General features: G+C 71.7%; 15 protein-coding genes. 8 read left to right on the top strand and 7 right to left on the bottom strand.

Going from position 1 to position 20,715, the window contains the following annotated elements; all coding sequences use genetic code 11:
- Positions 1 to 36: 36 nt before the first annotated feature.
- The 3 genes from ACI2K4_RS09975 to ACI2K4_RS09965 all read right to left on the bottom strand — a co-directional run bounded on the left by ACI2K4_RS09975 (position 37) and on the right by ACI2K4_RS09965 (position 5,742).
- Positions 37 to 3,222 carry a hypothetical protein gene (locus ACI2K4_RS09975; protein ID WP_404510080.1) on the bottom strand — a complete coding sequence of 1,062 codons (3,186 nt, stop codon included), beginning with the start codon at positions 3,220 to 3,222 and terminating at the stop codon, positions 37 to 39.
- 174 nt (positions 3,223 to 3,396) lie between these two features.
- Positions 3,397 to 4,914 carry a serine hydrolase gene (locus ACI2K4_RS09970; RefSeq protein ID WP_404510079.1) on the bottom strand — a complete coding sequence of 506 codons (1,518 nt, stop codon included), beginning with the start codon at positions 4,912 to 4,914 and terminating at the stop codon, positions 3,397 to 3,399.
- A 159-nt stretch (positions 4,915 to 5,073) separates the two neighbouring features.
- A complete protein-coding gene (locus tag ACI2K4_RS09965) occupies positions 5,074 to 5,742 on the bottom strand; it encodes a TMEM175 family protein (protein WP_404510078.1) in 669 nt (222 codons plus the stop codon).
- Positions 5,743 to 5,903: 161 nt separating this feature from the next.
- Here ACI2K4_RS09965 and ACI2K4_RS09960 point away from each other — a divergent pair, with 161 nt between their 5' ends.
- From ACI2K4_RS09960 to ACI2K4_RS09950, 3 genes are all read left to right on the top strand, one after another.
- The gene (locus ACI2K4_RS09960; RefSeq protein WP_404510077.1) at positions 5,904 to 6,485 is read left to right on the top strand and encodes a type 1 glutamine amidotransferase domain-containing protein; all 582 of its coding nucleotides are present in this window, start codon (positions 5,904 to 5,906) and stop codon (positions 6,483 to 6,485) included.
- Positions 6,486 to 6,689: 204 nt separating this feature from the next.
- A complete protein-coding gene (locus ACI2K4_RS09955; RefSeq protein ID WP_404510076.1) occupies positions 6,690 to 6,812 on the top strand; it encodes a hypothetical protein in 123 nt (40 codons plus the stop codon).
- On the top strand, positions 6,809 to 8,101 hold the full coding sequence (locus ACI2K4_RS09950; RefSeq protein ID WP_404510075.1) for a glycosyltransferase: 1,293 nt from the start codon (positions 6,809 to 6,811) through the stop codon (positions 8,099 to 8,101). The genes ACI2K4_RS09955 and ACI2K4_RS09950 overlap by 4 nt, the downstream gene beginning before the upstream one ends.
- Here ACI2K4_RS09950 and ACI2K4_RS09945 read toward each other — a convergent pair.
- Positions 8,091 to 9,338 carry a cytochrome P450 gene (locus ACI2K4_RS09945; RefSeq protein ID WP_404510074.1) on the bottom strand — a complete coding sequence of 416 codons (1,248 nt, stop codon included), beginning with the start codon at positions 9,336 to 9,338 and terminating at the stop codon, positions 8,091 to 8,093. The two genes, ACI2K4_RS09950 and ACI2K4_RS09945, sit on opposite strands and share 11 nt — an antisense overlap.
- 125 nt (positions 9,339 to 9,463) lie before the next feature.
- Positions 9,464 to 10,051 (bottom strand): TetR/AcrR family transcriptional regulator, encoded by a 588-nt coding sequence (locus ACI2K4_RS09940; protein ID WP_404510317.1) that lies wholly within the window; start codon positions 10,049 to 10,051, stop codon positions 9,464 to 9,466.
- Between the two features lie 131 nt (positions 10,052 to 10,182).
- On the opposite strand from ACI2K4_RS09940, the gene ACI2K4_RS09935 reads away from it, so the two are divergent.
- Positions 10,183 to 11,016: an alpha/beta fold hydrolase gene (locus ACI2K4_RS09935; RefSeq protein ID WP_404510073.1), complete on the top strand. Its 834-nt coding sequence runs from the start codon at positions 10,183 to 10,185 to the stop codon at positions 11,014 to 11,016.
- Positions 11,017 to 11,095: 79 nt separating this feature from the next.
- Positions 11,096 to 12,277: a hypothetical protein gene (locus ACI2K4_RS09930; RefSeq protein WP_404510072.1), complete on the top strand. Its 1,182-nt coding sequence runs from the start codon at positions 11,096 to 11,098 to the stop codon at positions 12,275 to 12,277.
- A gap of 117 nt (positions 12,278 to 12,394) precedes the next feature.
- Here the strand turns inward: ACI2K4_RS09930 and ACI2K4_RS09925 are convergent, their stop codons facing one another.
- A complete protein-coding gene (locus tag ACI2K4_RS09925; protein ID WP_404510071.1) occupies positions 12,395 to 15,964 on the bottom strand; it encodes an ATP-binding cassette domain-containing protein in 3,570 nt (1,189 codons plus the stop codon).
- Positions 15,965 to 16,167: 203 nt separating this feature from the next.
- Between ACI2K4_RS09925 and ACI2K4_RS09920 the strand changes: the two genes are divergently transcribed.
- Positions 16,168 to 16,887, top strand: coding sequence for a hypothetical protein (locus ACI2K4_RS09920; RefSeq protein WP_404510070.1), 720 nt, complete (start codon positions 16,168 to 16,170; stop codon positions 16,885 to 16,887).
- Between the two features lie 48 nt (positions 16,888 to 16,935).
- On the opposite strand, the gene ACI2K4_RS09915 is transcribed toward ACI2K4_RS09920, so the two are convergent.
- On the bottom strand, positions 16,936 to 19,014 hold the full coding sequence (locus tag ACI2K4_RS09915; RefSeq protein ID WP_404510316.1) for a heavy metal translocating P-type ATPase: 2,079 nt from the start codon (positions 19,012 to 19,014) through the stop codon (positions 16,936 to 16,938).
- 99 nt (positions 19,015 to 19,113) lie between these two features.
- Here ACI2K4_RS09915 and ACI2K4_RS09910 point away from each other — a divergent pair, with 99 nt between their 5' ends.
- Both ACI2K4_RS09910 and ACI2K4_RS09905 read left to right on the top strand, forming a co-directional pair.
- A complete protein-coding gene (locus ACI2K4_RS09910) occupies positions 19,114 to 19,416 on the top strand; it encodes a metal-sensitive transcriptional regulator (protein ID WP_404510069.1) in 303 nt (100 codons plus the stop codon).
- A 36-nt stretch (positions 19,417 to 19,452) separates the two neighbouring features.
- Positions 19,453 to 20,637: a HEAT repeat domain-containing protein gene (locus tag ACI2K4_RS09905; RefSeq protein WP_404510068.1), complete on the top strand. Its 1,185-nt coding sequence runs from the start codon at positions 19,453 to 19,455 to the stop codon at positions 20,635 to 20,637.
- Positions 20,638 to 20,715: the final 78 nt, after the last annotated feature.

Here is a 20,715-nt window from a genome sequence, read left to right as displayed (position 1 = left end):
TAAGGGGCCCTTCCTTACCCCCCGGCAGGTGGTCGGTCAGTGCAGGTTGATGTTGGCGGCGCGGGTCATGTCGACCGTGGCGGTCACCTTCGGTAGTCCTTCGGTGTGGCCGAAGGAGAGGGAGCGGGCCGACCAGTGGTCGTACCGGCCGTGCAGCAGCCCGACCCGGATGCTCGCCGCGCTCGCCAGGCAGGCGCTGACCGGCTCGCGTGGCTTGTTGGGCGCCTCCGCCTGCGGGCAACCGGCTCCGTACTGGGGCAGGTCACGCTGTGGGTCGAAGCCCGACCGGTCGCCCACGCAGGGGTCCCAGTCGACCCCCTGGGTGCAGTCGTTGTAGTTCCAGACCGCCTGCCCGAAGGCGTTACGGAAGTGCTGGTTGCCCGACTGGTCGGTGTCCGTACGTGGCCGGCTCCAGTCGCCGGGCAGCGCGTGCGAGCCGAAGAGCAACCCGTTGAGCGTGTCGTCCAGTTCGAGCGCGGTGGCCCAGCCCAACTCGGAGTACGCCTGGAGCAGCCGTACGGAATTGGCGACCGCCTTGCCCTTCTGCCAGAGCACCCGGGAGACGTCCCAGGTGGTGCTGCTCGGCTCGGTCGGCCCGGTGCCGGCGAGCATCACCCGGTAGAAGTACTTCTGTCGACCGGCGAGCATCGCCGCCGCCTTGGTCCGGGCGGTGCTCACCGCCGTCCCGTTCACGGCGATCGGCGCCGACTCGAACGCCGGCTTGTACGTCCCGGCCCACCGCTGGTTCAGGTAGTAGGTCTCGTCGTAGCAGTAGCCGTTCGGCTCCGGATCCCGCACGCTCCACGAGCAGAAGGTTCCGATCGGGAAGACCCGGGTCTGGTTCTGCGCGTCCTGCCAGTCGCCACCGGCCCACTTCACCCGCGACTTCACGGTGATCTGGAGGTCGCCTCTCCAGGTGTGGAACCTCGGACCCTCGTTCTCCTCGACGTTGACGAAGACGGCGTCGTAGCAGCTCGAGAACTGCGGCCGGTGTCCCGGCGGCATCGCGTGGTCGGCCAGGTGGAACGGGTTGGGCAGGGTCGCCCGCAGCAGCGTCGACGGGGTAGCCCGACCGGCGCCGGTTCCGGTGCAGCGGCCCAGCGTGCCGGCCTCCGGGATCCTGGCGGCCACCGCCTGGTCCGGGCTGCCCCAGAGGTCGTACTCGGGCAGGGTCGGGGTGTTGTTCCAGACGACCGCCTTGCGCACGTTCTCCACCTGGGCGTTCCAGGCCGACATCGCGTTGCGGTAGTCGTCCATCAGCCCCCGGAAGAGGGCGTTGGTGGTGCCGTTGGTCTCCGGCCGGTTGAACTCGCGTACCCGGTTGTTGATGGTGTCGCCGGCGTCCGCGATGGCGTTGGCCCGACCGCTGTTCACCTGGGCGGCGAACGCGGGGTTCTCCAGTTGCAGGATGTTGTAGACCCGGGCGGCGACGTTCCACGCGCTCGCGTTCGCCACCGGGCCGGTGGTCCAGGTCGCCCCGGGGACCCGTTGCCGGGCCAACTGGGAGAGGTAGTTGACCGACCCCTCCGGCAGGTAGTTGTCGATCACGCTGACCGGGTCGGCGAGGCTGGTTCCGTTGGGGACGGTGAAGGTCCCCTCCTGGGCCGCGTCGATGGTGGCGAACCGGAACGTCGGGGACTCGGCCAACGGGTAGTACGTGTTGACGAAGTCCGGGATCGGCTGGCCGCCGGTGTTCTCCCGGTGGTGCACGTAGGTGCTGATCACCTGGTTGAGATCGCGGCGGGCGATGTTCTCCAGCGCCACGTGGGTGGCGAGCGCCATCGAGTCGACCTTGCGTTCGATGGTCTGCAACTGGGTGGCGATCCGGCCCAGGTTGACCCGGATCTCGTCGATCGACTTGGTCAGCGCGTCGAGTTGGGCGACCAGGCCGGCGTACATCTCCTTCAGGGCCGTCTCGACCCGGTCGAACCGCTTGTCGATGCCCTGCGCCAACCGGTTGATCTGGTCACGCAGCTTGCCGATCTCCGCCTTGATCGCGGCGTTCGGGTCGCCGCCGCCGCTGAAGAGGGTGACCAGGCTCATCGCGGCGCCGAGCAGGTTACCGGTCAGCACGGCGGTGCCCATCGCGGTCGCCGCCATGGTCAGGCCCTGGCCGAGCACCGTGGTCACGTACGTGTTGATCGCGGTCACCGAGGTGACCACCGCCTTGCCGATCGTCTCGAGCTGCTTGCCGAACGTCGGGTCGGCGAACCCGACCAGGGTGGAGAGCACGCTCACCGTCGAGCCGAGCCCCTCGAAGATCTTCTTGTTCGCCTCGGTCTTGATTCGTTCCGCCTCCTGCGTCTGCGGGGACGGCTTCGGGTCCTGGTTGATCACGTACGTGTTCGAGTAGGCGATCACCTCGGTGATCCGGGTGTTCGCGTCCTGGTCCAGCACGGTCAGGACCCGGATGGCCCGCTCCCGTACCAGGGTCTTGTACGCCTCGGGGTCGTCGCGCTCCGCGCGGATCGCGTCCAGCGGCACGTAGTCGCCGATCGTGCCCGGGTTGCCCGGACGGGCGTCGTGGACCCGGGTGGCGAGCAGGGTGGGCAGTGCCGCCCGGCTGCTGGTCCCGGTCCGGGCGCCGAAGGCACCGTCCCAACCGGCGGCGAGCGCGTCGTCGGTCGCCGCGCGCAGGTGCAGCGCGGACCAGGTGGTCCGGAGTACGTCCCGTACCCGGGTGTTCCAGGCGGCGTCCTGGTAACCGCCCTGGACCAGGTTGAGCGCGTCGGGCACCATGTTCGCGCCCTCGGCTCCGACGGTGCTGGTCAGGAAGGCGCGTACGGCCGCCCCGTTCATCACCGCGCCGCTCGACGGGGTGCCGGCGAGCTTGGCGAGCACCGCCATCACCAGCGCGAACCGGGACCGGTCCTCGCCCCGGCTGTCGGTCACCGCCGCGTCGGCCACCGCCCGGACGGCCGCCACGTGCGCCGCGATCTGCGCGCCGGTCGCGGCCGGATTAGCGGTACGCCAGTCGAGCAGTTCGGCGGTGAGTACCGCGTCCTTCACCCCGGCACTGCCGGGTTCGGTCAACTGGACCACCGCTCCGAAGATCGCGGCGTGCACCGCCGCCTCGTCGTACGGCACCGCCTCGTCGGCCCGTGCCGGCACCTGCTGGGCCGTGGCCAGCAGCACTCCGGCCAGGGCGGTCGCACACCACCGCCCCCAGCTGTCGGTTCCCCGTCTGCGCCGGCCGGCCCGGCGCTCCACTCCCGTCGGCATCACAGATCCCCTCCCCGCACGGGTACTCCCCGTGTCTCGTGGGGCTCACGATGATGGGCGGGTTGTCCCGACCGGCAGGCCCGGATGTCCCGCCGCCCCGGGAACCCCGCCCGCGCATGTAAGGAAGGGCCCCTTGTTAACGCTATGCGTTAACAAGGGGCCCTTCCTTACGCCTCAGCGGGGGCCGAGGCCGGTGATCGCGGGTGGTGGCACGAGGTAGTCGTAGACCGCGCGGGCGAGTTGGCGTACGGTCTCGGCGCCGGTGGCCTCGGGGCCGGAGGTGACAAACGCGACCGCGACCTCGGAATGCGGGATCAGCAGGTAACCGACGTCGTGCGAGGCGTCCGGCAGTTCACCGGTCTTGTGCGCCACCGGTACGCCGGGCGGCAGCGCCGCCGGAATCTTGGTGTTGATGGTCTGTTCGAGCATGAACGAGATCATCAGTGCCCGGGAGGCGGGCGAGAGGATGTTGCCGTCCCAGACCGCCCCGAGCAGACTGACCACGTCGTCGGCGGTGAGGTAGTTCTCCTCGCCCCGGGCGGCGGCCGCGGTGTCGAGCATCCGGCGGTTGAGCGCGGTCTGCTTCAGCAGCATCGTGTCGATCAGCGCGTTGACCCGGACGAACCCGTTCAGGTAGTTGATCAACACGTTGGCGGCCGTGTTGTCACTGTAGATGATCATGTATCTGGCCAGCCGGTGCAACGTCACCACCTGGGGAAACGTCTCGTACTGGAGCTGACCGCTGCCGCCGACCACATCCTCGGGCCGCACCAGCACACCGTCGTCCAGCGACTCCCACCCGCAGTCGACCTCACGCAGCAACTCGGTCAGGATCCAGAGCTTGATGACGCTCGCCGCCTTGGGGCGGAACGTGCCGTTCACCTCGATCTGCTGGTCGCCGTACCGGCCGGAGAGGTCGCGTACGGCGACTCCGGTCGGGTTCGGCGACGCCTCCACGATCTGCCGCAGTCGCTCGGTGAGCGGCAGCAGCCCCGCCCCCCGCTCGCGGTCGACCGGTGGCTGTGGGTTGGTCACCACCTCACCGGTCAGCAGCTCCGGCTCCCGCCCCGGACGGCTGATCTCGACCGTGCCCCCGGCCCGGCCGCGCAGCGGCACCCGGTAGGCGTACGTGACGTCGCCGACCGTGATTCGCCCGCTCGCCACCTCGTCGATCACCCGCATGCCCTGGTCGAGCAGCCGGCCGGTGTCGCCGTCGCAGCCCCGGTAGCGAACGATCCGCTCGGCCGCGTCGACGGCGAAGATGGCGTTTGTCGTGGCGAGCCACGCCAGCCTCGTCCGTACCAGCGGCACACCGCCTTCGCCGTGCCGCGCCGCGTCGCCGTCCCGGTCGTACCCGGGAGCTGCGTCGAACCCGGGAACGGCGTCGTACCCGGGAGCGGCGTCGCGCTTCGCGTCGTACCCGGGAGCGGCGTCGCGCTTCGCGTCGAACCCGGAGGCGGCGTCGCCGTCGAGGTCGTACCGGGAAGCGGTGTCGGCGATCGCGGGTCCGCCGATGCCGGGGTCGGGGCGGTACGCACGTGCGGGTGCCGGCATCGCGGCCACGGTCACCACGATCGTGACGGCAAAGACGGCCAGGCGCCCGAGGAGCAGGACGAGCAGGATTCCGGCCGCGTTCTGCCGCCGCACGTCGGTCCGGTCGGGCTGGCGTCGGCGTCGTCGGAACTGGTTCACCCGGGCAACGTAGCCAGCGGCCCAGGGCCGACGGCCCGGGTCCGCGCGAGGTCACCCGACCGTGCGTACGCCAGCGGCGGGTCGCGGACCCGACCCGCCAAAGCACACGCAGCGGACCCGCCAGAGGGCACCGGGACGACACCCCCGACACGAGCGTGGCTACCGGCCGGAGGCTCGGCGGCGGCCGATCGGGGTCACGTAGTACAGGCCGATGCTGGTGAAACCGTAGAACAGGGGCAGCAGCACGAAGACCACCAGGCCGACGAGCGGTTCCAGCAGGTAACCGACGAGGCCAGCGGCGACGTACAGGATCACGCCGACCAGTGCCCGGATCCGCTCGACCGGGAAGAAACGGTCGTGGACCTCCTCCTCGAGCAGCTCCCGGTGCCGACTCAGGTAGTGGTAGAAAGCCAGCCAGCTCAGGCTGAGCACCGCACCGACCAACGCGTAGAAGGCGATCGCGACACGCTGGTCGGTCTGGTTGTGCTCCTGAAGCGCTCGGGAGACGACGGAGGTCGGGAACGGCAGCAACACGGCGGTGAAGAGGATGAAGAGATTCGCCCATCCCAGTGCGCGGTCGGCCTGCCGGATCCGGCTGAAGGCGGCCTTGTGGTTGAGCCAGACAACGGCGACATACAGGTACGACGAGACGTACGCGGCGTACGCCGGCCACTGGTCGAGCAGCCCGTGCAGCAGGTGGCCGGGTTCACCCTCCGGCACCCGCAGATCGAGCACGAGCAGGGTGATGACGATCGCGAGGACGCCGTCGCTGAAACTCTCGACGCGGCTGGTATCGGACCTGATGCCCAGTTCGGCGGGCTCGCTCACGACCGGCGCATACCCGCAGGACATGGCCACATACCCCGGCGCGGGACGCCGCGACCCGGCCAACGGCCGGTGCCCCGTTTGCGCCCACCGGCACCGGGAAGGCGAGCGACAGCAGCCCGAGCACCGCCGACCGGCGACGCCGCGAAGGAGGCCGATCTCTCATGGCTCGCAGTCAGCAACCGTTGGAGGGTAAACGGATCGCGATCCTCGCCACGGACGGGGTCGAGGAGATCGAGTACACCCAGCCACGGATCACCGCCGAGCAGGCGGGTGCCGAGGTCTACCTGATCTCCCTCGCCGCCGGCGAGATCCAGGCGATGAACCAGGACATCAACCCGGGCAACCGCCTCGCCGTCGACCGTACGGTGGACCAGGCCCAGCCGTCGGACTACGACGCGCTGGTGCTGCCCGGCGGAACGGTGAATCCCGACCGGCTGCGGGCGAACAGCACCGCCATGGCCTTCGTACGGGCGTTCTTCGACCAGGACAAGCCGGTCGCCGCCATCTGCCACGGCCCGTGGTCGCTGGTCGAGACGGGGATGGTCGACGGCCGTACCGTGACCTCGTACCCCAGCCTCCGCACGGACATCAACAACGCGGGCGGTCTCTGGGTGGACCGGGAGGTGCAGGTCGACGACGGCCTGCTCACCAGCCGGCGACCGGCGGACCTGCCGGCGTTCTGCGACAAGCTGGTGGAACAGTTCGCCCAGGGGCACCCCGTCGGCCAGTTGAACCTGGCCTGACGCTCACCGCCGGGGCCCCAGCTCGCCCGCGCGTCTACGGAACAGGGTCCGCTCCCCCTCGTTCCCGGTCAGCTCTGCGGCGTGGCCGCGACCCGGCCGCCGGGACGTCGACCGTTACCGACGATCGGGTACGGACGGTACGCTGACCCCACTTCTGGCTACGGGAGGCGGCTCGGATGCGCGGACCACGGTGAACGGACCACGGTGAGCGGACCTGCGGTGATCCTGGTGCTGACCGGGCTCGGCACGGCCGCGCTGGCGGCGTTCGGATACCTCCGGCTACGGGCCTGGTTCCGCTCGGTCTGGCAGGGTGAGCGGTGGGGATGAGGGTCCTGGTCTACTGCTACGGCAGTCGGGGCGACGTGCAGCCCTACCTCGCCCTCGCCACGGCGCTGAACGCGGCCGGGCACCACGCCACGCTCGCCGCTCCGGCGATGTTCGCCCCGTTCGCCGCCGAGTACGGTGTCGACTTCTCGCCGCGCAACGACGAGTGGCTGCAACTGCTCGGCCGACCCGAGATCCGGGACCTGATCGCGAACGAGGACGACCGGTCGAGCCGGTTCGACGCGGCCCGCGCGCTGCTCGGCGCGGAGGCGGCCCGGCTCTACCCGGTGATGGTCCGGGACAACTGGACGGCCGCCCGGCACGACGTGGACCTGGTGGTGCACCAGCACAACGCGCTCGACCACGGGCACCAGGTCGCCGAGCGGTTGGGCGTACCGGCGGTGGTCGCCACGCTCTACCCGTCGTACGTGCCGACCTGGGAATACCCGAGCACGATGATCAAACCCGGGGTGCGCCTCCCCCGGCTGCTCAATCGCCTCAGTTACCTGCCGCTGGGCCGGGTGGTGGCGCACCGGGACGTGCTGGACGCCTGGCGTACCGACACCCTGGGCCTGCCACTTCGCCGGGGCCGGTTCGACCGGCTACGCCGTCCGGACGGCGGCCCGGTGCCGGTGCTCAACGGCTTCAGCCGGCACCTGGTCCGGCCGGCGTCGGACTGGCCGTCCTGGGTGCACACCACCGGTTTCTGGTTCCTGCCCGCCCCGGCATCCTGGTCCGCACCGGCGGAACTGCTCGCGTTCCTCGACGCCGGTCCGCCGCCGGTCTTTGTCGGCTTCGGCAGCATGGCCGGACGCGACCCGGCCGGCACCGGCCGGCTGGTCGCGGAGGCGGTGCGGGCGGCCGGCGTACGCGCGATCGTCGGCACCGGTTGGGGCGGCATCGAACTGACCGACCACGGGCCGGAGATCCTGGTGCTGGAGCAGGCGCCCTACGACTGGTTGTTCCCGAGGGTGGCTGCGGTGGTGCACGCGGGCGGGATCGGCACCGTCCACGCCGCTACCGTGGCCGGTCGACCGCAGGTGCTGGTCCCGTTCCAGCGTGAGCAGATGATGTGGAGCCGCCGGACCGCCGCCCTCGGGCTGGCACCCGAGCCGACCTTCCAACGCGACCTCACCGTCGACCTGCTCACCCGGGCGATCCGCCGCGCCACCGCCGACCCGACGATCGCCGCCACCGCCGCCCGGCTGTCGGCGTCGCTGCGAACCGAGGACGGTATGGCGAGCGCGGTGCGCCACCTCCTCCGCCTGGGCGGGCGGCGGGTCACCAGGTGACGGGGAACTCCAGCAGGCCGGAGTTGAAGCGTTCGTTGCGCCACGGCAACTCGTCGATCGGCACCGCCGGCCGCAGTCCGGGGAAACGGCGCAGCAGCGTACCGAGGGCGACCTCCATCTCCAGCCGCCCGAGGGCCGCGCCGAGGCAGAAGTGGGCGCCGTAGCCGAGGGTGAGGTGCGGGTTCGGGGAGCGGTCGAGGTCGAACAGGTCCGGGTCGGGAAAGTGGTCCGGGTCGCGGTTGGCCGCCGAGGGCAGCGTCATCACCGCGTCGCCGGCACGTACCCGGTGACCGGCGAGTTCGACGTCCTCGGTCGCGGTCTGCACCAGGAACATGCTGCTGTGCGTGGTGAACCGGAGGATCTCGGTGACCGCCGCCGGCAGCCGGGTCGGGTCCGCGCGCAGCTTCGCCAACTGTTCGGGGTGCAGGAACAGCGCGCGCAGCCCGGCGCTGGTCGAGTTGATCTCGCGGCCACCGAGCAGTACGCCGATCGCCAGGTCCAGGATCTCCGGGTCGCTGAGTTCCTCCTCGGCCTGCACGGCGAGCCAGGCGGAGAGCAGGTCGTCGCCGGGCTCGGCCCGTTTCGCCGCCAACCGCCCCGACAGGTACGCGTGCAGCTCGCCCTCGGCCGCCGCCGCGTCGTCGGAGCCGTACGCGGTGACCGAGAACATCGCCGCGGTCCACCCGTTGAACCGTTCCCGGTCCCCGGCCGGTACGCCCAGCATCTCGCAGATCACCAGCACCGGCAGCGGGGCGACGAGTCCACCGATCAGGTCCGCCGGCCGCCCCCGGGCGACCATCGCGTCGAGCAGTTCGTCGGTGATCTGCTGCACCCGGGGCCGGTAGCGTTCGATCTGGCGGGGGCCGAACGCGCGCGACGCCACCCGTCGCAGCGAGGCGTGCGCGGCGCCGTCCATGCTGAGCTTCCGGGTGACCCGGTGCGCCACCGGGCAACCGGAGCCGGTGACCGGGTCCACCACGCTCGGCGGGGCGGTGACCGGGCCGGCGACGGCCGGCGGGGCGGCTTCCACCGGCGATGGTTCGACCCGGCGGGCGAAGCGTGGGTCGGTCAGCACCGTGCACACCTCGTCGTAACCGAGCACGAGCCAGGCGGGGCGTCCGTCGGGCAGACGGACCCGGCTCACCGGGTCGGTCCGCACCATCCGGAGCACCTCGTCGGGCAGCTCACCCCGGAAGGGTTCGAAGGGATAGTCGCGTAGCCGCTCGTCCGTCTCCACTGACCACACCCGCCTCTGGTGCCCGCCCAGCGCCGTACCGGATCATCAGCATACGGCCTGGGCATCGACGGTGGCGAAGGTCGATTGTGGAGGCAGCGGGACACCGTTCGGCAAGACAGCCACCCTCAGCCGCTCAGTGCCGCGTCGATCAGGATCTCGGCCGCGTGGCGTGCCTGTGCCGCGGCCTCGTTGGTCCCGGCGATCGCGGCCGTGGTCTGCGCCCCCTCGGCCAGGATGGCCAACTGCGGCGCGAGCCAGGGCGGTCCGCCGGCCTCGGCGACGATCCGGGCCAGCCGCTGCTGGAATCCCGCCTTGTGCGCCCGGACGATCGCCGCCACCCGGGGGGCGGTGGCGCCCAGTTCGCCGAACGAGTTGATGAACACGCAGCCCCGGAAGTCGTCCTGGTCGAACCAGCGCGACAGCATGTCGTAGATCCCGACCAGGCGCTGCCGGGGGTCGTCGACCTCGACGGCCCGCTCGACCAGGGCGTTCCACGCCTCGTGCCGGCCGTTGAGAACCTGCTCGACGATCGACTCCTTGGACGGGAAGAGGCGGTAGAGCCGTTTGAGCGAGACGCCCGCCTCGGCGCGCAGCGCGTCCATTCCGACGGCCTGGATGCCGAGGCTGTAGTACAGCCGGTCGGCCGCCTCGAGCACCCTGGCGCGTACGGCCTCGTCGTCCGACGTCGTACCTGCTCCGGCCACTATTCCCACCTCCGTCGGATCCGGCCGTGACACCTCTCACCCCACTGGTCGGCCCCCGGGTAGTGCACGGAGAACGATCGTTATCTAGGCTACTACACGAAGCGAGAACGACCGTTCTCCACGATCCTCCGGAGGCAGAGATGCCCTTCATCACCGTCGGCTCCGAGAACAGCACCAGCATCGACCTCTACTACGAGGACCACGGCGAGGGTCAGCCGGTCGTGCTCATCCACGGCTACCCGCTCGACGGCCACTCCTGGGAGAAGCAGAGCGCGGCGCTGCTCAAGGCCGGCTACCGGGTCATCACGTACGACCGCCGTGGCTTCGGCCGGTCCAGCCAGCCCACGGTCGGCTACGACTACGACACCTTCGCCGCCGACCTGAAGGTCGTACTCGACACCCTCGACCTCGACAACGTGATCCTGGTCGGCTTCTCCATGGGCACCGGCGAGGTCGGCCGTTACCTCGGCCGGTACGGGTCGGCCCGGATCGCGAAGGCGGCCTTCCTCGCCTCCCTCGAACCGTTCCTGCTCAAGACGGACGACAACCCGACCGGCGTGCCGCAGGAGGTCTTCGACGGCATCCTGGCCGCGGTGACCGCCGACCGGTACGCGTACTTCAGCGACTTCTACAAGAGCTTCTACAACACCGACGAGAACCTCGGCACCCGGCTCTCCGAGGAGGCCCTGCGCAACAGTTGGAACGTCGCCGCCGGGGCGTCCTGGTTCGCGTCGAGCGCGGCGGTGCCGACCTGGGTCACCGACTTCCGGGCCGACATCCCGAAGATCGACGTGCCCACGCTCATCCTGCACGGCACCGCGGACAACATCCTGCCGATCGACGCCACCGCCCGCCCGTTCCGCGACCTGCTCCCGAAGGCGGAGTACGTCGAGATCGACGGTGCGCCGCACGGCCTGCTCTGGACCCACGCCGAGGAGGTCAACGAGGCCCTGCTCGCCTTCCTCGCCAAGTAACGGTCCGGTCCCGCCGGGGCGGGTCGGGTCGACCGGCCCGCCCGGATCCGGGACCGGGCCAGGGTGGCAGACTTGCCCGATGTTGCGCGTCGGGGTGCTGCTGGTGGCACTGCTCGGGCTGGCGACCGGCGGGCCGCCGGCCGGGCCGCGTACCCCGGCGCCCGCCATGGTGCCGGCCGCGCTGGGCGGTGCCAGCAAGGTGGTGCTGGCCGGTGGCACGAAGGTCTGCACGATCGGCGACAACCGGCTCACCGAGATCTCCGGACTGGCCGCCACCGACGATGGTTACGTCGCCGTCAACGACAGCGCCGACCTGGAAAGCCGCCGGAAGGTCTTCTTCCTCGACCGGCGGTGCCGGGTCACCCGGACGGTCTCCTACCCGAGCCGCCCCCGGGACACCGAGGACATGGCGATCGCCCGTGACGGCACGATCTGGGTCGCCGACATCGGCGACAACGACCGGGTCAGGGAGACGATCGGGCTGTGGCGGCTGGCCCGGGGAGCCAACTCGCCGGTCGCCCACCGGTTCACCTACCCCGACGGGGCGCACGACGCGGAGGCGCTGCTGCTCGCCGGTGACGGCACGCCGATCGTGGTGACCAAGGACCCCGGCACCGCCCGCCTGTACGCACCGGCCCAACCGCCGCGTGCCGGCGCGACCGTACCGTTGCGTCGGGTCGGGCAGTTCGGTCTGCCCAGCACGGGGACCGGCAACCCGTGGGGGGTGCTGGGCCGGCTGGTGGTCACCGGGGGCGCCACCTCGGCGGACGGCACCCGGGTGGTGTTGCGTACCTACGCCGACGCCTTCGAGTTCGACGTCACCGACGGCGACGTGGCCAAGGCGGTGACCGAGGGAGAGCCCCGGATCACCCCGCTGCCGAACGAGCCGCAGGGCGAATCGATCACGTACAGCCGGGACGGTCGGTCCCTGCTGACCGTGAGCGAGACCAGCGACCAACCCGCCGGCACGCTGCCGACGATCCTCGGCTACACCCCGACCGGCGGACCCACCCCGAACAGCCCGAACAGCCCGACCACCCGGGCCGCGCCCGAGCGGACCTCCCCGGTCGCCGGGGCCGCCCCGACGGGTGGTCCCTCCACCGCCGCCTCGGCACCCGAGGCGCAGCCGGGGCGTCTGGTCGGCACCGCCCGGCTGATCGTGGGCATCGGGGTCGTCCTGCTGGTCGTGACGACGATCGCCGTGATCGCGCTGCTGCTCGCCGGACGCCGTACGCGCCGACCACCGAGCCGGCCGACATGATCGCCCCCGGCGCCGACGAGCGTTGTCCGGAAACTTCCTACATGTTTTTCCATGTAGCTACACGAAAGAACGTGTACGGAAAAACCTGACGTGTGTCTCCGGCCGGAGCCGGAGGCGCTATCCGGCGAGATGTCCCCAGTTGTCGGCCAGTTCCGGCCAGCTTCCCTGGGCCACGACCGCCCCGTCGATCAGCACCACCACCAGATCGGCCTGGGCCAACGCGGCGCGTTTGGACGTCGAGCCGACCACGGTCACGCCGTGCCCGCGCAGCGCCCGCCACAGCTCCAGTTCGGTGGTGACGTCGAGGGCCGACGAGACGTCGTCGGCGATCAGCAGCTCCGTACGCGGTGCCAGCGCCCGGGCCAGGGCCAGCCGTTGCAACTGGCCGCCGGAGAGCCGGGTTCCCTTGTGACCGATCAGCAGCCCGAGACCGCCGCCGGCCGAGGCGAGGTCGTGCTCCAGTTGCGCGGTGGAGATCGCACCCACGGCGTCCACCTCGTGCCCGAGCCGGATGTTGTCCGCGACCGTCCCGGAGAGCACCCGGGGCAGTTGCGCGACGTACCCGACCTGGTTCGGGCGGAGGAAGATCTCGGGTTCGGTGACCGGCTGCCCGTTCCAGCGCAGCGCCCCGGTGTGGTGCACGATCCCGGCCAGGGCCCGTAGCAGCGACGACTTGCCCGACCCGACCGGGCCGACCACCAGCACGAGCTGCCCGCTCTCGATGGTCAGGTCGACGTCACGGACGCCGAGCGTGCCGTCCTCGTGCACGGCGGTGAACCCGACCAGGTCCAGCCGGCGCAGCGGGTGCCGGGGAGCCGCCACCGGCGCGGGCGCCGTACCGGCGGAGAGGTCCACCCCGGGCACCTCGGCCGAGTAGACGCCGATCCCGGTCATCGCGACCGTACGCCGGGTCCAGACCCGGGCCGACGGGAGCTGGGACACCAGCGACGCCGTGGTCCAGGCGAACCACCGGGCGGCGCTCAGGGTCGAGACCGCCACCAGCGTCGCCGCCGACGACAGCGAACCGTTGAGGTAGAGCGCCCACGCGGCGATCGGCAGCAACCCACCGACCATCGACGGGGTCGACCTCGCCCACACCATGCTCGCGATCTCCCGCCGCTGCCGGTCGCTGCGGACGATGTCGAGCCGGGCCAGGTGGGCCAGGACCGACTGGGTCGCGCCCGCGAGCTTGACCGTCCGCGCCGCCGACAGCGACGACACCAGCGCGGTGGCGAAGGCCGCCCGCGCGGCTACCGTCTTGCGCGCCGACCGTTCCAGCAGCGGACCGAACAGCGCCGCCACCAGCCCGGAGAGCAGCATGGTGACGCCGAACAGGAGGGTCGGCACGAGCGAGCCCGACACCACGGTCATCGAGATCAGCAGGACGACGCAGGCCGCCTGGTCCAGCAGGTTGTCGGCGAGCATCACCACCCGCTCGGTGTCGCCGCCCTGGGCGACCACCTCCGCCGGGGTGTGCGCGCTGACCCGGCGCGGCCCGGTCTGGCCGTGCACCAGCCGCATGCTGATCCGCAGCATCTGCCGGACCCACCACTCGGGGAACCAGAGCGCGGTGTAGTACGACATCGGCACCACGAAGATCAGCGACGCGACGATCCAGAGCGCCGGCCCGAGCGGGTCGCCCCGACCGTCGACCAGGTCCGCCCAGAGCCAGGGCAGCACCGCGCCGTCCAACCCGAGCAGCACCATGAGCGCGAAGAGGACCAACGCGCCGAGGCCGAACCGGGCGTCGTTGCCGACGAGCCGGAAGATCTCCCGCATCGTACGGGCCCGTGCGGGTTCCGGCAGCGGGGGCGGGTCGACCCTCGGCGCGGCGGCGGACGGTTCGCGTACCACCTGTGCCGGTGCCGGGTCCTGTCGGTCGTCGGGGCCGATCGGCCAGGTGTCGGCCTCGGCGGCGGTGAGCGTCGAGCCGCCGCCCGCCCCGACCCCGGCACCGACCTCGACGGCCAACTCGACCCGGCGAATCCGGTCAAGGTCCGGTTCCGCGTACGCGTCCCCCTGGCTGCTGGCCAGCAGTCGGGCGAACCGCTGCGACTGGACCAGCGGCCCCGCCTCGACCACCTCGCCGTCGGCGAGCACCACCACCTCGTCGCAGCGCCGCACCGAGGAGAGCCGGTGTGCGATGACGATGCCGATCCGGTCCCGGAGCAGCCGTTCGGTGGCCGCCTGTACGCGCGCCTCGGTGACCGGGTCCATCCGGGCGGTGGCCTCGTCGAGGATCACCACGTGCGGGTCCCGGACCAGGATCCGGGCGAACGCGACGAGCTGCTCCTGGCCGGCGGAGAGCACGTACCCGCCCTCGCCGAGCCGGGTCTCGATCCCGTCGGGAAGGTCGGCCACCCAGGCGGCCAGGCCGAGTTCGTCCAGCGCGCGGGCTGCCTGGTCGCGCAGTTCGGGGTCGAACAGAGCGACGTTCTCGGCGAGCGTGCCGGCCAGGATCTCGGTGCGTTGCGGGACCACGCCGACCCATCGGCGCAGTCCCTCCAGATCGAGGTCGACCAGGTCGACGTCGCCGAGCCAGACCGTGCCGGGCGGCACCTCCACCGCCCGGCTGAGCACCTTCGCCAGCGTCGACTTGCCCGAACCGGTGCGGCCGATCAGGGCGTACGAGCGGCCCCGGACGAAGGAGAGCCGTACGTCACGCAGCGCCGGCCGGCGCCCGCCGTCCGGGTCGGCCGTGCCGTAGCCGAACGTCAGATCCCGTATTTCCAGGTCGCCGTCGGTCGCGGCGACGCCGCCGACGGGCTCCTGCGGCGAGTCGCGCAGCAACTGCACCCGCCCCCAGGCGCCGAGGGCGTACTGCAACTCGGGCACCATCCGGCTGGCGTGCTCGACGGTCGCCCCGAAGGCGAGGGCGAGCAGCCAGATCGCGGTCAGGCGGGCGCCGTCGATCCGGCCGGTCGTCAGTGCCCAGATCCCACCGAGTACGACCGCGGCGATACCGGTCCGGGTCACCCCGACGGCGATGGTGGTGACATTGGCGGACATCCCCCAGACCACCCGTCCCCGGGCCAGCACCCGGCTGGCCCGCTGGGCGTAACTGCGCAGGACGTACGGCCGGGCCAGGCTGGTACGGATGTCGTCCTGCCCGTGGATCGCCTCCTCCATCACGGCGGCCAGGTCCGACCAGGCTTCCTCCTCGTGCATCCGGGCCGGACCGATCCGCTGGGTCGGTCCGGCCAGCCCGATCACGAGCACCACGGCGAGTACGACCATCGCCAGCCCGGCCGGCCACCACACGCCGACCGCGACCACGATCGACAGCAGCCCGAGGCAGAGCATCTGGGCGATCCTGATCCCGCTGCCCCGTAACTCGGACGCCACCTGGTAGACGTCGCCGTCGATCCGGTCGAGCAACTCACCGACCGGGGTGGTCTCCAGCCTCGGCAGGTCCTGGCCGAACGCGACCCGACACAGCCGGCGACGTACGTCGGCCGCCCAGTCGGCGGTGAGCCCGGCCGCGACGAGACCCACCACCAGGTCGCTGAGCACGGCGACCACCAGGGCGAGGGCGAGCAGGGCGAAGAGCCCGGCCGAACGCCCGAGCAGGACGGGGCCGGCCAGCGCGGCGGCGGCCGCCTGCCCGCCGGCACCGAGCACGATGAGGCAGGCCACGGCCGCGACCCGGCGCGGTGAGGTGGCCCACAGATCGCGGAGCAGGCGCATCGGAAGCTCCCGGACGTCGTGGGTGGAGAGCCTCCAGCCTCTCTGGAAATCCGGGATCACTCAACGCAATTACCACTGATCACGCGAGCGTCACCGCTCCCCCGGCGGCGTCCCGTCCGGTACCCCCCACGGCCATCCCGGATTCGTGCCGCCTGCGGTCGCGTACCCGTTCGGCAGCCGCCGCCGGCCGCACAGTCACTGGCATGACCTCGTCTCGTGGCCGCCTCGCCGGCCTGCTCGTCAGTCTCAGCACCGTCGTTCTCCTCGGCGCCGGATGCGGCGTCATCAGCACCGTCCAGAACGCCGTCGACACCGCCGGCGCGCTGTCCGAGTTCGCCGACCGGTTGGGCAAGGCGGCCGAACTCACCTACACCGCCGAGTACCGGGTCGTCGGCGGCGAGGGCGGCACGATCACCCTCGCCCAGCAGCCGCCCCGGTCGGTGCTGGTCAGCGCCGACGGTCGCCTGATCACCACGGCCGAAAGCATGATCATTTGTGATGGGAACGAGTGCCAGCGGGTGGCGAACAACGCGGCCGGCGTGGCCGGTCCGGACGCCACGATGGTCGCCGGTGTGGCCGGACCGGGCTTTGTCACCCCGGAACTGGCCCTGGGACTGGTGGCCGCCGCCGCGATAGTGCCGAACACCGACGTGGAGACGTCGGAGAAGACGATCGCCGGTCAGGACTCGCTCTGCGCCGACGTCACCGGGATCGAGGACCCGCAGGGCGGTACGGACGAACTGCTCCGGGACTTCTCGGTCTGCGTCACCGAGTCCGGCGTACTGGCCTCGTTCTCCGGGAGCCTGAACACCGGCGAGCACGGCGCCCTGGAGCTGTCGAAGTTCTCCGGGAGCGTGGACGAGCGCCTCTTCGCCCCGCCGTCCGGCGCCAACCTGGTGGATGTCGCCGGCCTCGGCGGGTGACCGAAGCCGGTGTGGACCCAGCCGTCCGCCCGGCCGGGTCCACACCGGCTACTGCTGTTCGGGGGCGAGCCGGACGGCGCGCAGCAGTTGCGCGTTGAGCGCGACCACGATGGTGGAGGCGGACATCAGCACCGCACCGATCGCCGGGCTGAGCGTCAGACCGGCCCAGGCGAGCACCCCGGCGGCGAGCGGGATCGCGACCAGGTTGTAGCCGGCCGCCCAGCCGAGGTTCTGGAGCATCTTGCGGTAGGAGAGCTTCGACAGCCGGATCACCCCGGTCACCCCGCGCGGGTCGGACGAGGCGAGCACCACCGCCGCGGACTCGATCGCCACGTCGGTGCCGGCGCCGATCGCGATCCCGACGTCCGCGCGGGCCAGCGCCGGCGCGTCGTTGACGCCGTCACCGACCATCGCCACCCGCAGTCCGCGCGCCTGCAGGTCGGCCACCGCCCGGTCCTTCTCCGCCGGCAGCACCTCGGCGAAGACCTCGTCCACCCCGGGCCGGAAGCCGAGGTCGGCGGCGACCGCCTCGGCCACCGCACGGGCATCACCGGTGATCATGACGATTTTCCGTACGCCCTGGTCGCGCAGTTGTCGGATCGCCTGTCGTGCCTCGGGGCGAATCTCGTCGGCCAGCCCGAGTGCGCCCAGCACCCGCGCGCCCCGTGCCTCGAACCGCACCAGGTGCAGCACCGCGGCGCCCCGACCCGACCACTGTTCGGTGCTGGCCGACAACTCCGGCGGCACACTCGCGTCCAGCTCCTCGAGCAGGGCGGGACCGCCCACGGCGTACTCGGTGCCGTCGACCGTCGCGCGGACGCCGCGCCCGGTCAGCGACCGGAACCCGGTCGCGACGGCGGTCCGGCCGCGCGCCTCGGCGGCGGTGACGATCGCCCTGGCGAGCGGGTGCTCGCTGTCCGCCTCGACCGCGCCGGCCAGCCGGAGCACCTCGTCGGGGTCCTGCCCGGGCGCGGCGGCCAGGTCGGTCAGCGTGTGCACGCCCCTGGTCAGGGTCCCGGTCTTGTCGAAGAGCACCGCCTGCACGGTCCGCATCCGCTCCAGTGCCAGCCGGTCCTTGACCAGGATGCCGGCCTTGGCCGCCACCGCCGTCGACAGCGCGATCACCAGCGGGATCGCCAGCCCGAGGGCGTGCGGGCAGGCGATCACCAGCACCGTCACGGTTCGCACCACCGACTCGTCGAGGTCGCCGAAGGCGCCCCAGGCGGCAAAGGTCAGTACGGCGGCGGAGACGGCGACGTAGAACAGCAGCGCGGCGAACCGGTCGGCGAGCACCTGCGCCCGACCGCTCGACGCCTGTGCCTGGGCGACCAGCCGTTGGATGCCGGCGAGCGCGGTGTCCTCGCCCACCGCCGCCACCCGGACCCGGATCGCCGAGTCGGTCGCCACCGTGCCGGCCACCACCCGGTCGCCGACCTCCCGCCGGACCGGCCGGGACTCCCCGGTGATCATCGACTCGTCCAGCTCGGCCCGCCCGTCGACGATCCTCCCGTCGGCCGGCACCCGGGCCCCGGAGCGGACCAGGACAAGATCGTCCACCCGCAGGTCGGGCACCGGCACCCGGGTCACCCGCCCGTCGCCGTCGATCCGCTCGGCGTCGTCGGGCAGGAGCGCCGCCAGGGCGCTCAACGCTCCGCGCGCCTGACCGATCGCCTTCATCTCCTGCCAGTGACCGAGCAGCATGATGGTCACCAGTGCGGCCAGCTCCCACCAGAAGTCGAGGTCGAACGCGCCCGCGCTGGTCGCCACGGAGGCGACGTACGCGACGGTGATCGCCATCGAGATAAGCAGCATCATGCCGGGCGCCCGGTCCCGGATCTCCCGGATCCCGCCGACCAGGAACGGCCAGCCTCCGTAGAAGAAGACCGCCGTCCCGAGCACCGGGCCGACCCAGGACATGCCCGGAAAGTCGAGCCGGTAGCCGAACCATTCCATCACCATGTGGCTGGTGACCACGATCGGTACGGTCAGCGCCAGGCTCAGCCAGAACTTGCGCCGGAACGCCTCCGGGTCGTGCCCGGCGTGCTTGTCATGTCCCTGGTGTCCGCCATGGTGCTGATGTGACCCGGTGTCCGATGGGTTCGGCTGGTCCGCCATGTCGGGTCGCATTCCCGTCATCTCCTCACCGTCACCTCGACCATATACCCCCTGGGGGTACCAGTACCAGGAAAGGTAACATACCCCCCGGGGGTTAGCTACACTCGATGCATGACCTCCGCCGAACCCACCCCGACCCGCGGTTACACCGCCAGCAAGGACCAGCTCCTCTCCCGGCTGCGACGCGTCGAGGGGCAGGTGCGCGGCATCGAGAAGATGGTCGAGGACGACCGCTACTGCATCGACATCCTCACCCAGATCTCCGCGATCCAGGCCGCTCTCGACAAGGTCGCCCTCGGGCTGCTGGACGGGCACACCCGGCACTGCATGCACGAGGGCGCGGCCGAGGGACGTGCCGACGAGATGGCCACCGAGATGATGGCCGCCGTCGGCCGGCTGCTCAAGCGCGGCTGAGCGGGATCCGTCGCACCCGGGTGGCAGGATGGGCCGATGCCGGAGCTGGGCAACACGGTCGACTGGTCCACATTGGAGCACGCGTACGGCACGGCCGAGGACATCCCGGGACTGCTGGGCGAGTTGGCCAGCGGCGACCAGGAGACGCGACACGGGGCGTTCGGCGAGTTGCTGCACAGCCTGGTCCACCAGGGCACCCGCTACCAGGCGAGCGCGTACGCCGTCCCGGCCCTGCTCGACCTGGTCGCGGATCCGGCCCAGGCAGACCGGGAGTTTGTCGCGTTGTTGCTGGTCTGGATCGCGATCGGCTCCGACGAGGCGTGGCTGCCCGACGGCATCCGGATCGACGAGCTTCGGCAACGGGCCTCGGGTGGCGCGGAGGTGCTGGCCCGGGGACGGACCGGACGTACCACGGCGGAGCACGTCGCCGTCGACACGTACGCCGCACTGCGTGGATGGGAGGCGGTGCGCGACGGGCTGCCGGTGCTGCGTTCCCTGCTCGACGGCGCCGACCTCGGCCTGCGCACCATCGCCGCGTACACCCTGGGGTGGTTTCCGGCGGACGCCGCGCCCGCCGGAGCGGAGCCGAGCCTCGCGGCCCTGGCGGACCTGGTCGCCGAGGCCGACGCGGACCAGGGCCTGGTCGCCGTCGCACTGGTCTCGGCCGGGCTGCTCGGCGCGGACGGCAGCGCCCGGCTCGCCCGCGCGGCCCTGGACGACCCGCGCCCGCTGGTCCGCTGGGCCGGCGCGATCGCGCTGGCCCGGCTGGACGGCCCGGCCGCCGACCCCCGGGTGGCGACGGAGTTGCTCCACTGGGCCGGCGGCGGCAGCCGGCGCGACCAGGAGTTCCCCTTCCTCGGCGGCGACCTCGCCGGCTACGCCACCCTGGCGCTGCGCCAGCTCGGTCCGGCCAGCGCCGACGCGGCGTTCGCCGCCACCCTGGCCCGGTTGCCCCTGGTGCACGCCGAGGAGGCGCTGACCGTGCTGGGTGAGGCGCTGCGGTACGCCTTCCCGGACGGCCCGGTGCCCGGACCGGCACCCTTCGAGCAGCTCGACGAGCGGCAGCGCCGGCTGGTCCGGGTGCTCGCCGACGCACCGGGGAGCTGGCGCTACGACGAGTTCGACTTCGGCAACTTCAGCATGCTGGTCGCCGAGTACGGCCTTCCGGGCGACCACGGCAAAATGCGCCGTTACGCCGACCCGGATCTGGTGAGCGACTGACACCCGGCCGATTCGGGCCAGGTGACCGTTCGGCGCAGCGGGGTGGACGTTCGTCCGACCCGGCTAGCCGTTGGGCTC

Origin of the sequence: Micromonospora sp. NPDC050397 (assembly GCF_044901685.1) — a bacterium.
In the GTDB taxonomy this organism is placed as follows: Bacteria; Actinomycetota; Actinomycetes; order Mycobacteriales; family Micromonosporaceae; genus Micromonospora_G.
Note: the sequence above shows the minus strand (reverse complement) of the source record. Positions and strands in the feature narration are given on the sequence as shown.

Coding starts and splice junctions, on each gene's coding strand:
- ACI2K4_RS09930 (WP_404510072.1), top strand. CDS start 11,096: ATGTTGCGCGTCGGGGTGCTGCTGGTGGCACTGCTCGGGCTGGCGACC.
- ACI2K4_RS09975 (WP_404510080.1), bottom strand. CDS start 3,222: ATGCCGACGGGAGTGGAGCGCCGGGCCGGCCGGCGCAGACGGGGAACC.
- ACI2K4_RS09935 (WP_404510073.1), top strand. CDS start 10,183: ATGCCCTTCATCACCGTCGGCTCCGAGAACAGCACCAGCATCGACCTC.
- ACI2K4_RS09920 (WP_404510070.1), top strand. CDS start 16,168: ATGACCTCGTCTCGTGGCCGCCTCGCCGGCCTGCTCGTCAGTCTCAGC.
- ACI2K4_RS09905 (WP_404510068.1), top strand. CDS start 19,453: ATGCCGGAGCTGGGCAACACGGTCGACTGGTCCACATTGGAGCACGCG.
- ACI2K4_RS09915 (WP_404510316.1), bottom strand. CDS start 19,014: ATGCGACCCGACATGGCGGACCAGCCGAACCCATCGGACACCGGGTCA.
- ACI2K4_RS09925 (WP_404510071.1), bottom strand. CDS start 15,964: ATGCGCCTGCTCCGCGATCTGTGGGCCACCTCACCGCGCCGGGTCGCG.
- ACI2K4_RS09960 (WP_404510077.1), top strand. CDS start 5,904: ATGGCTCGCAGTCAGCAACCGTTGGAGGGTAAACGGATCGCGATCCTC.
- ACI2K4_RS09910 (WP_404510069.1), top strand. CDS start 19,114: ATGACCTCCGCCGAACCCACCCCGACCCGCGGTTACACCGCCAGCAAG.
- ACI2K4_RS09950 (WP_404510075.1), top strand. CDS start 6,809: ATGAGGGTCCTGGTCTACTGCTACGGCAGTCGGGGCGACGTGCAGCCC.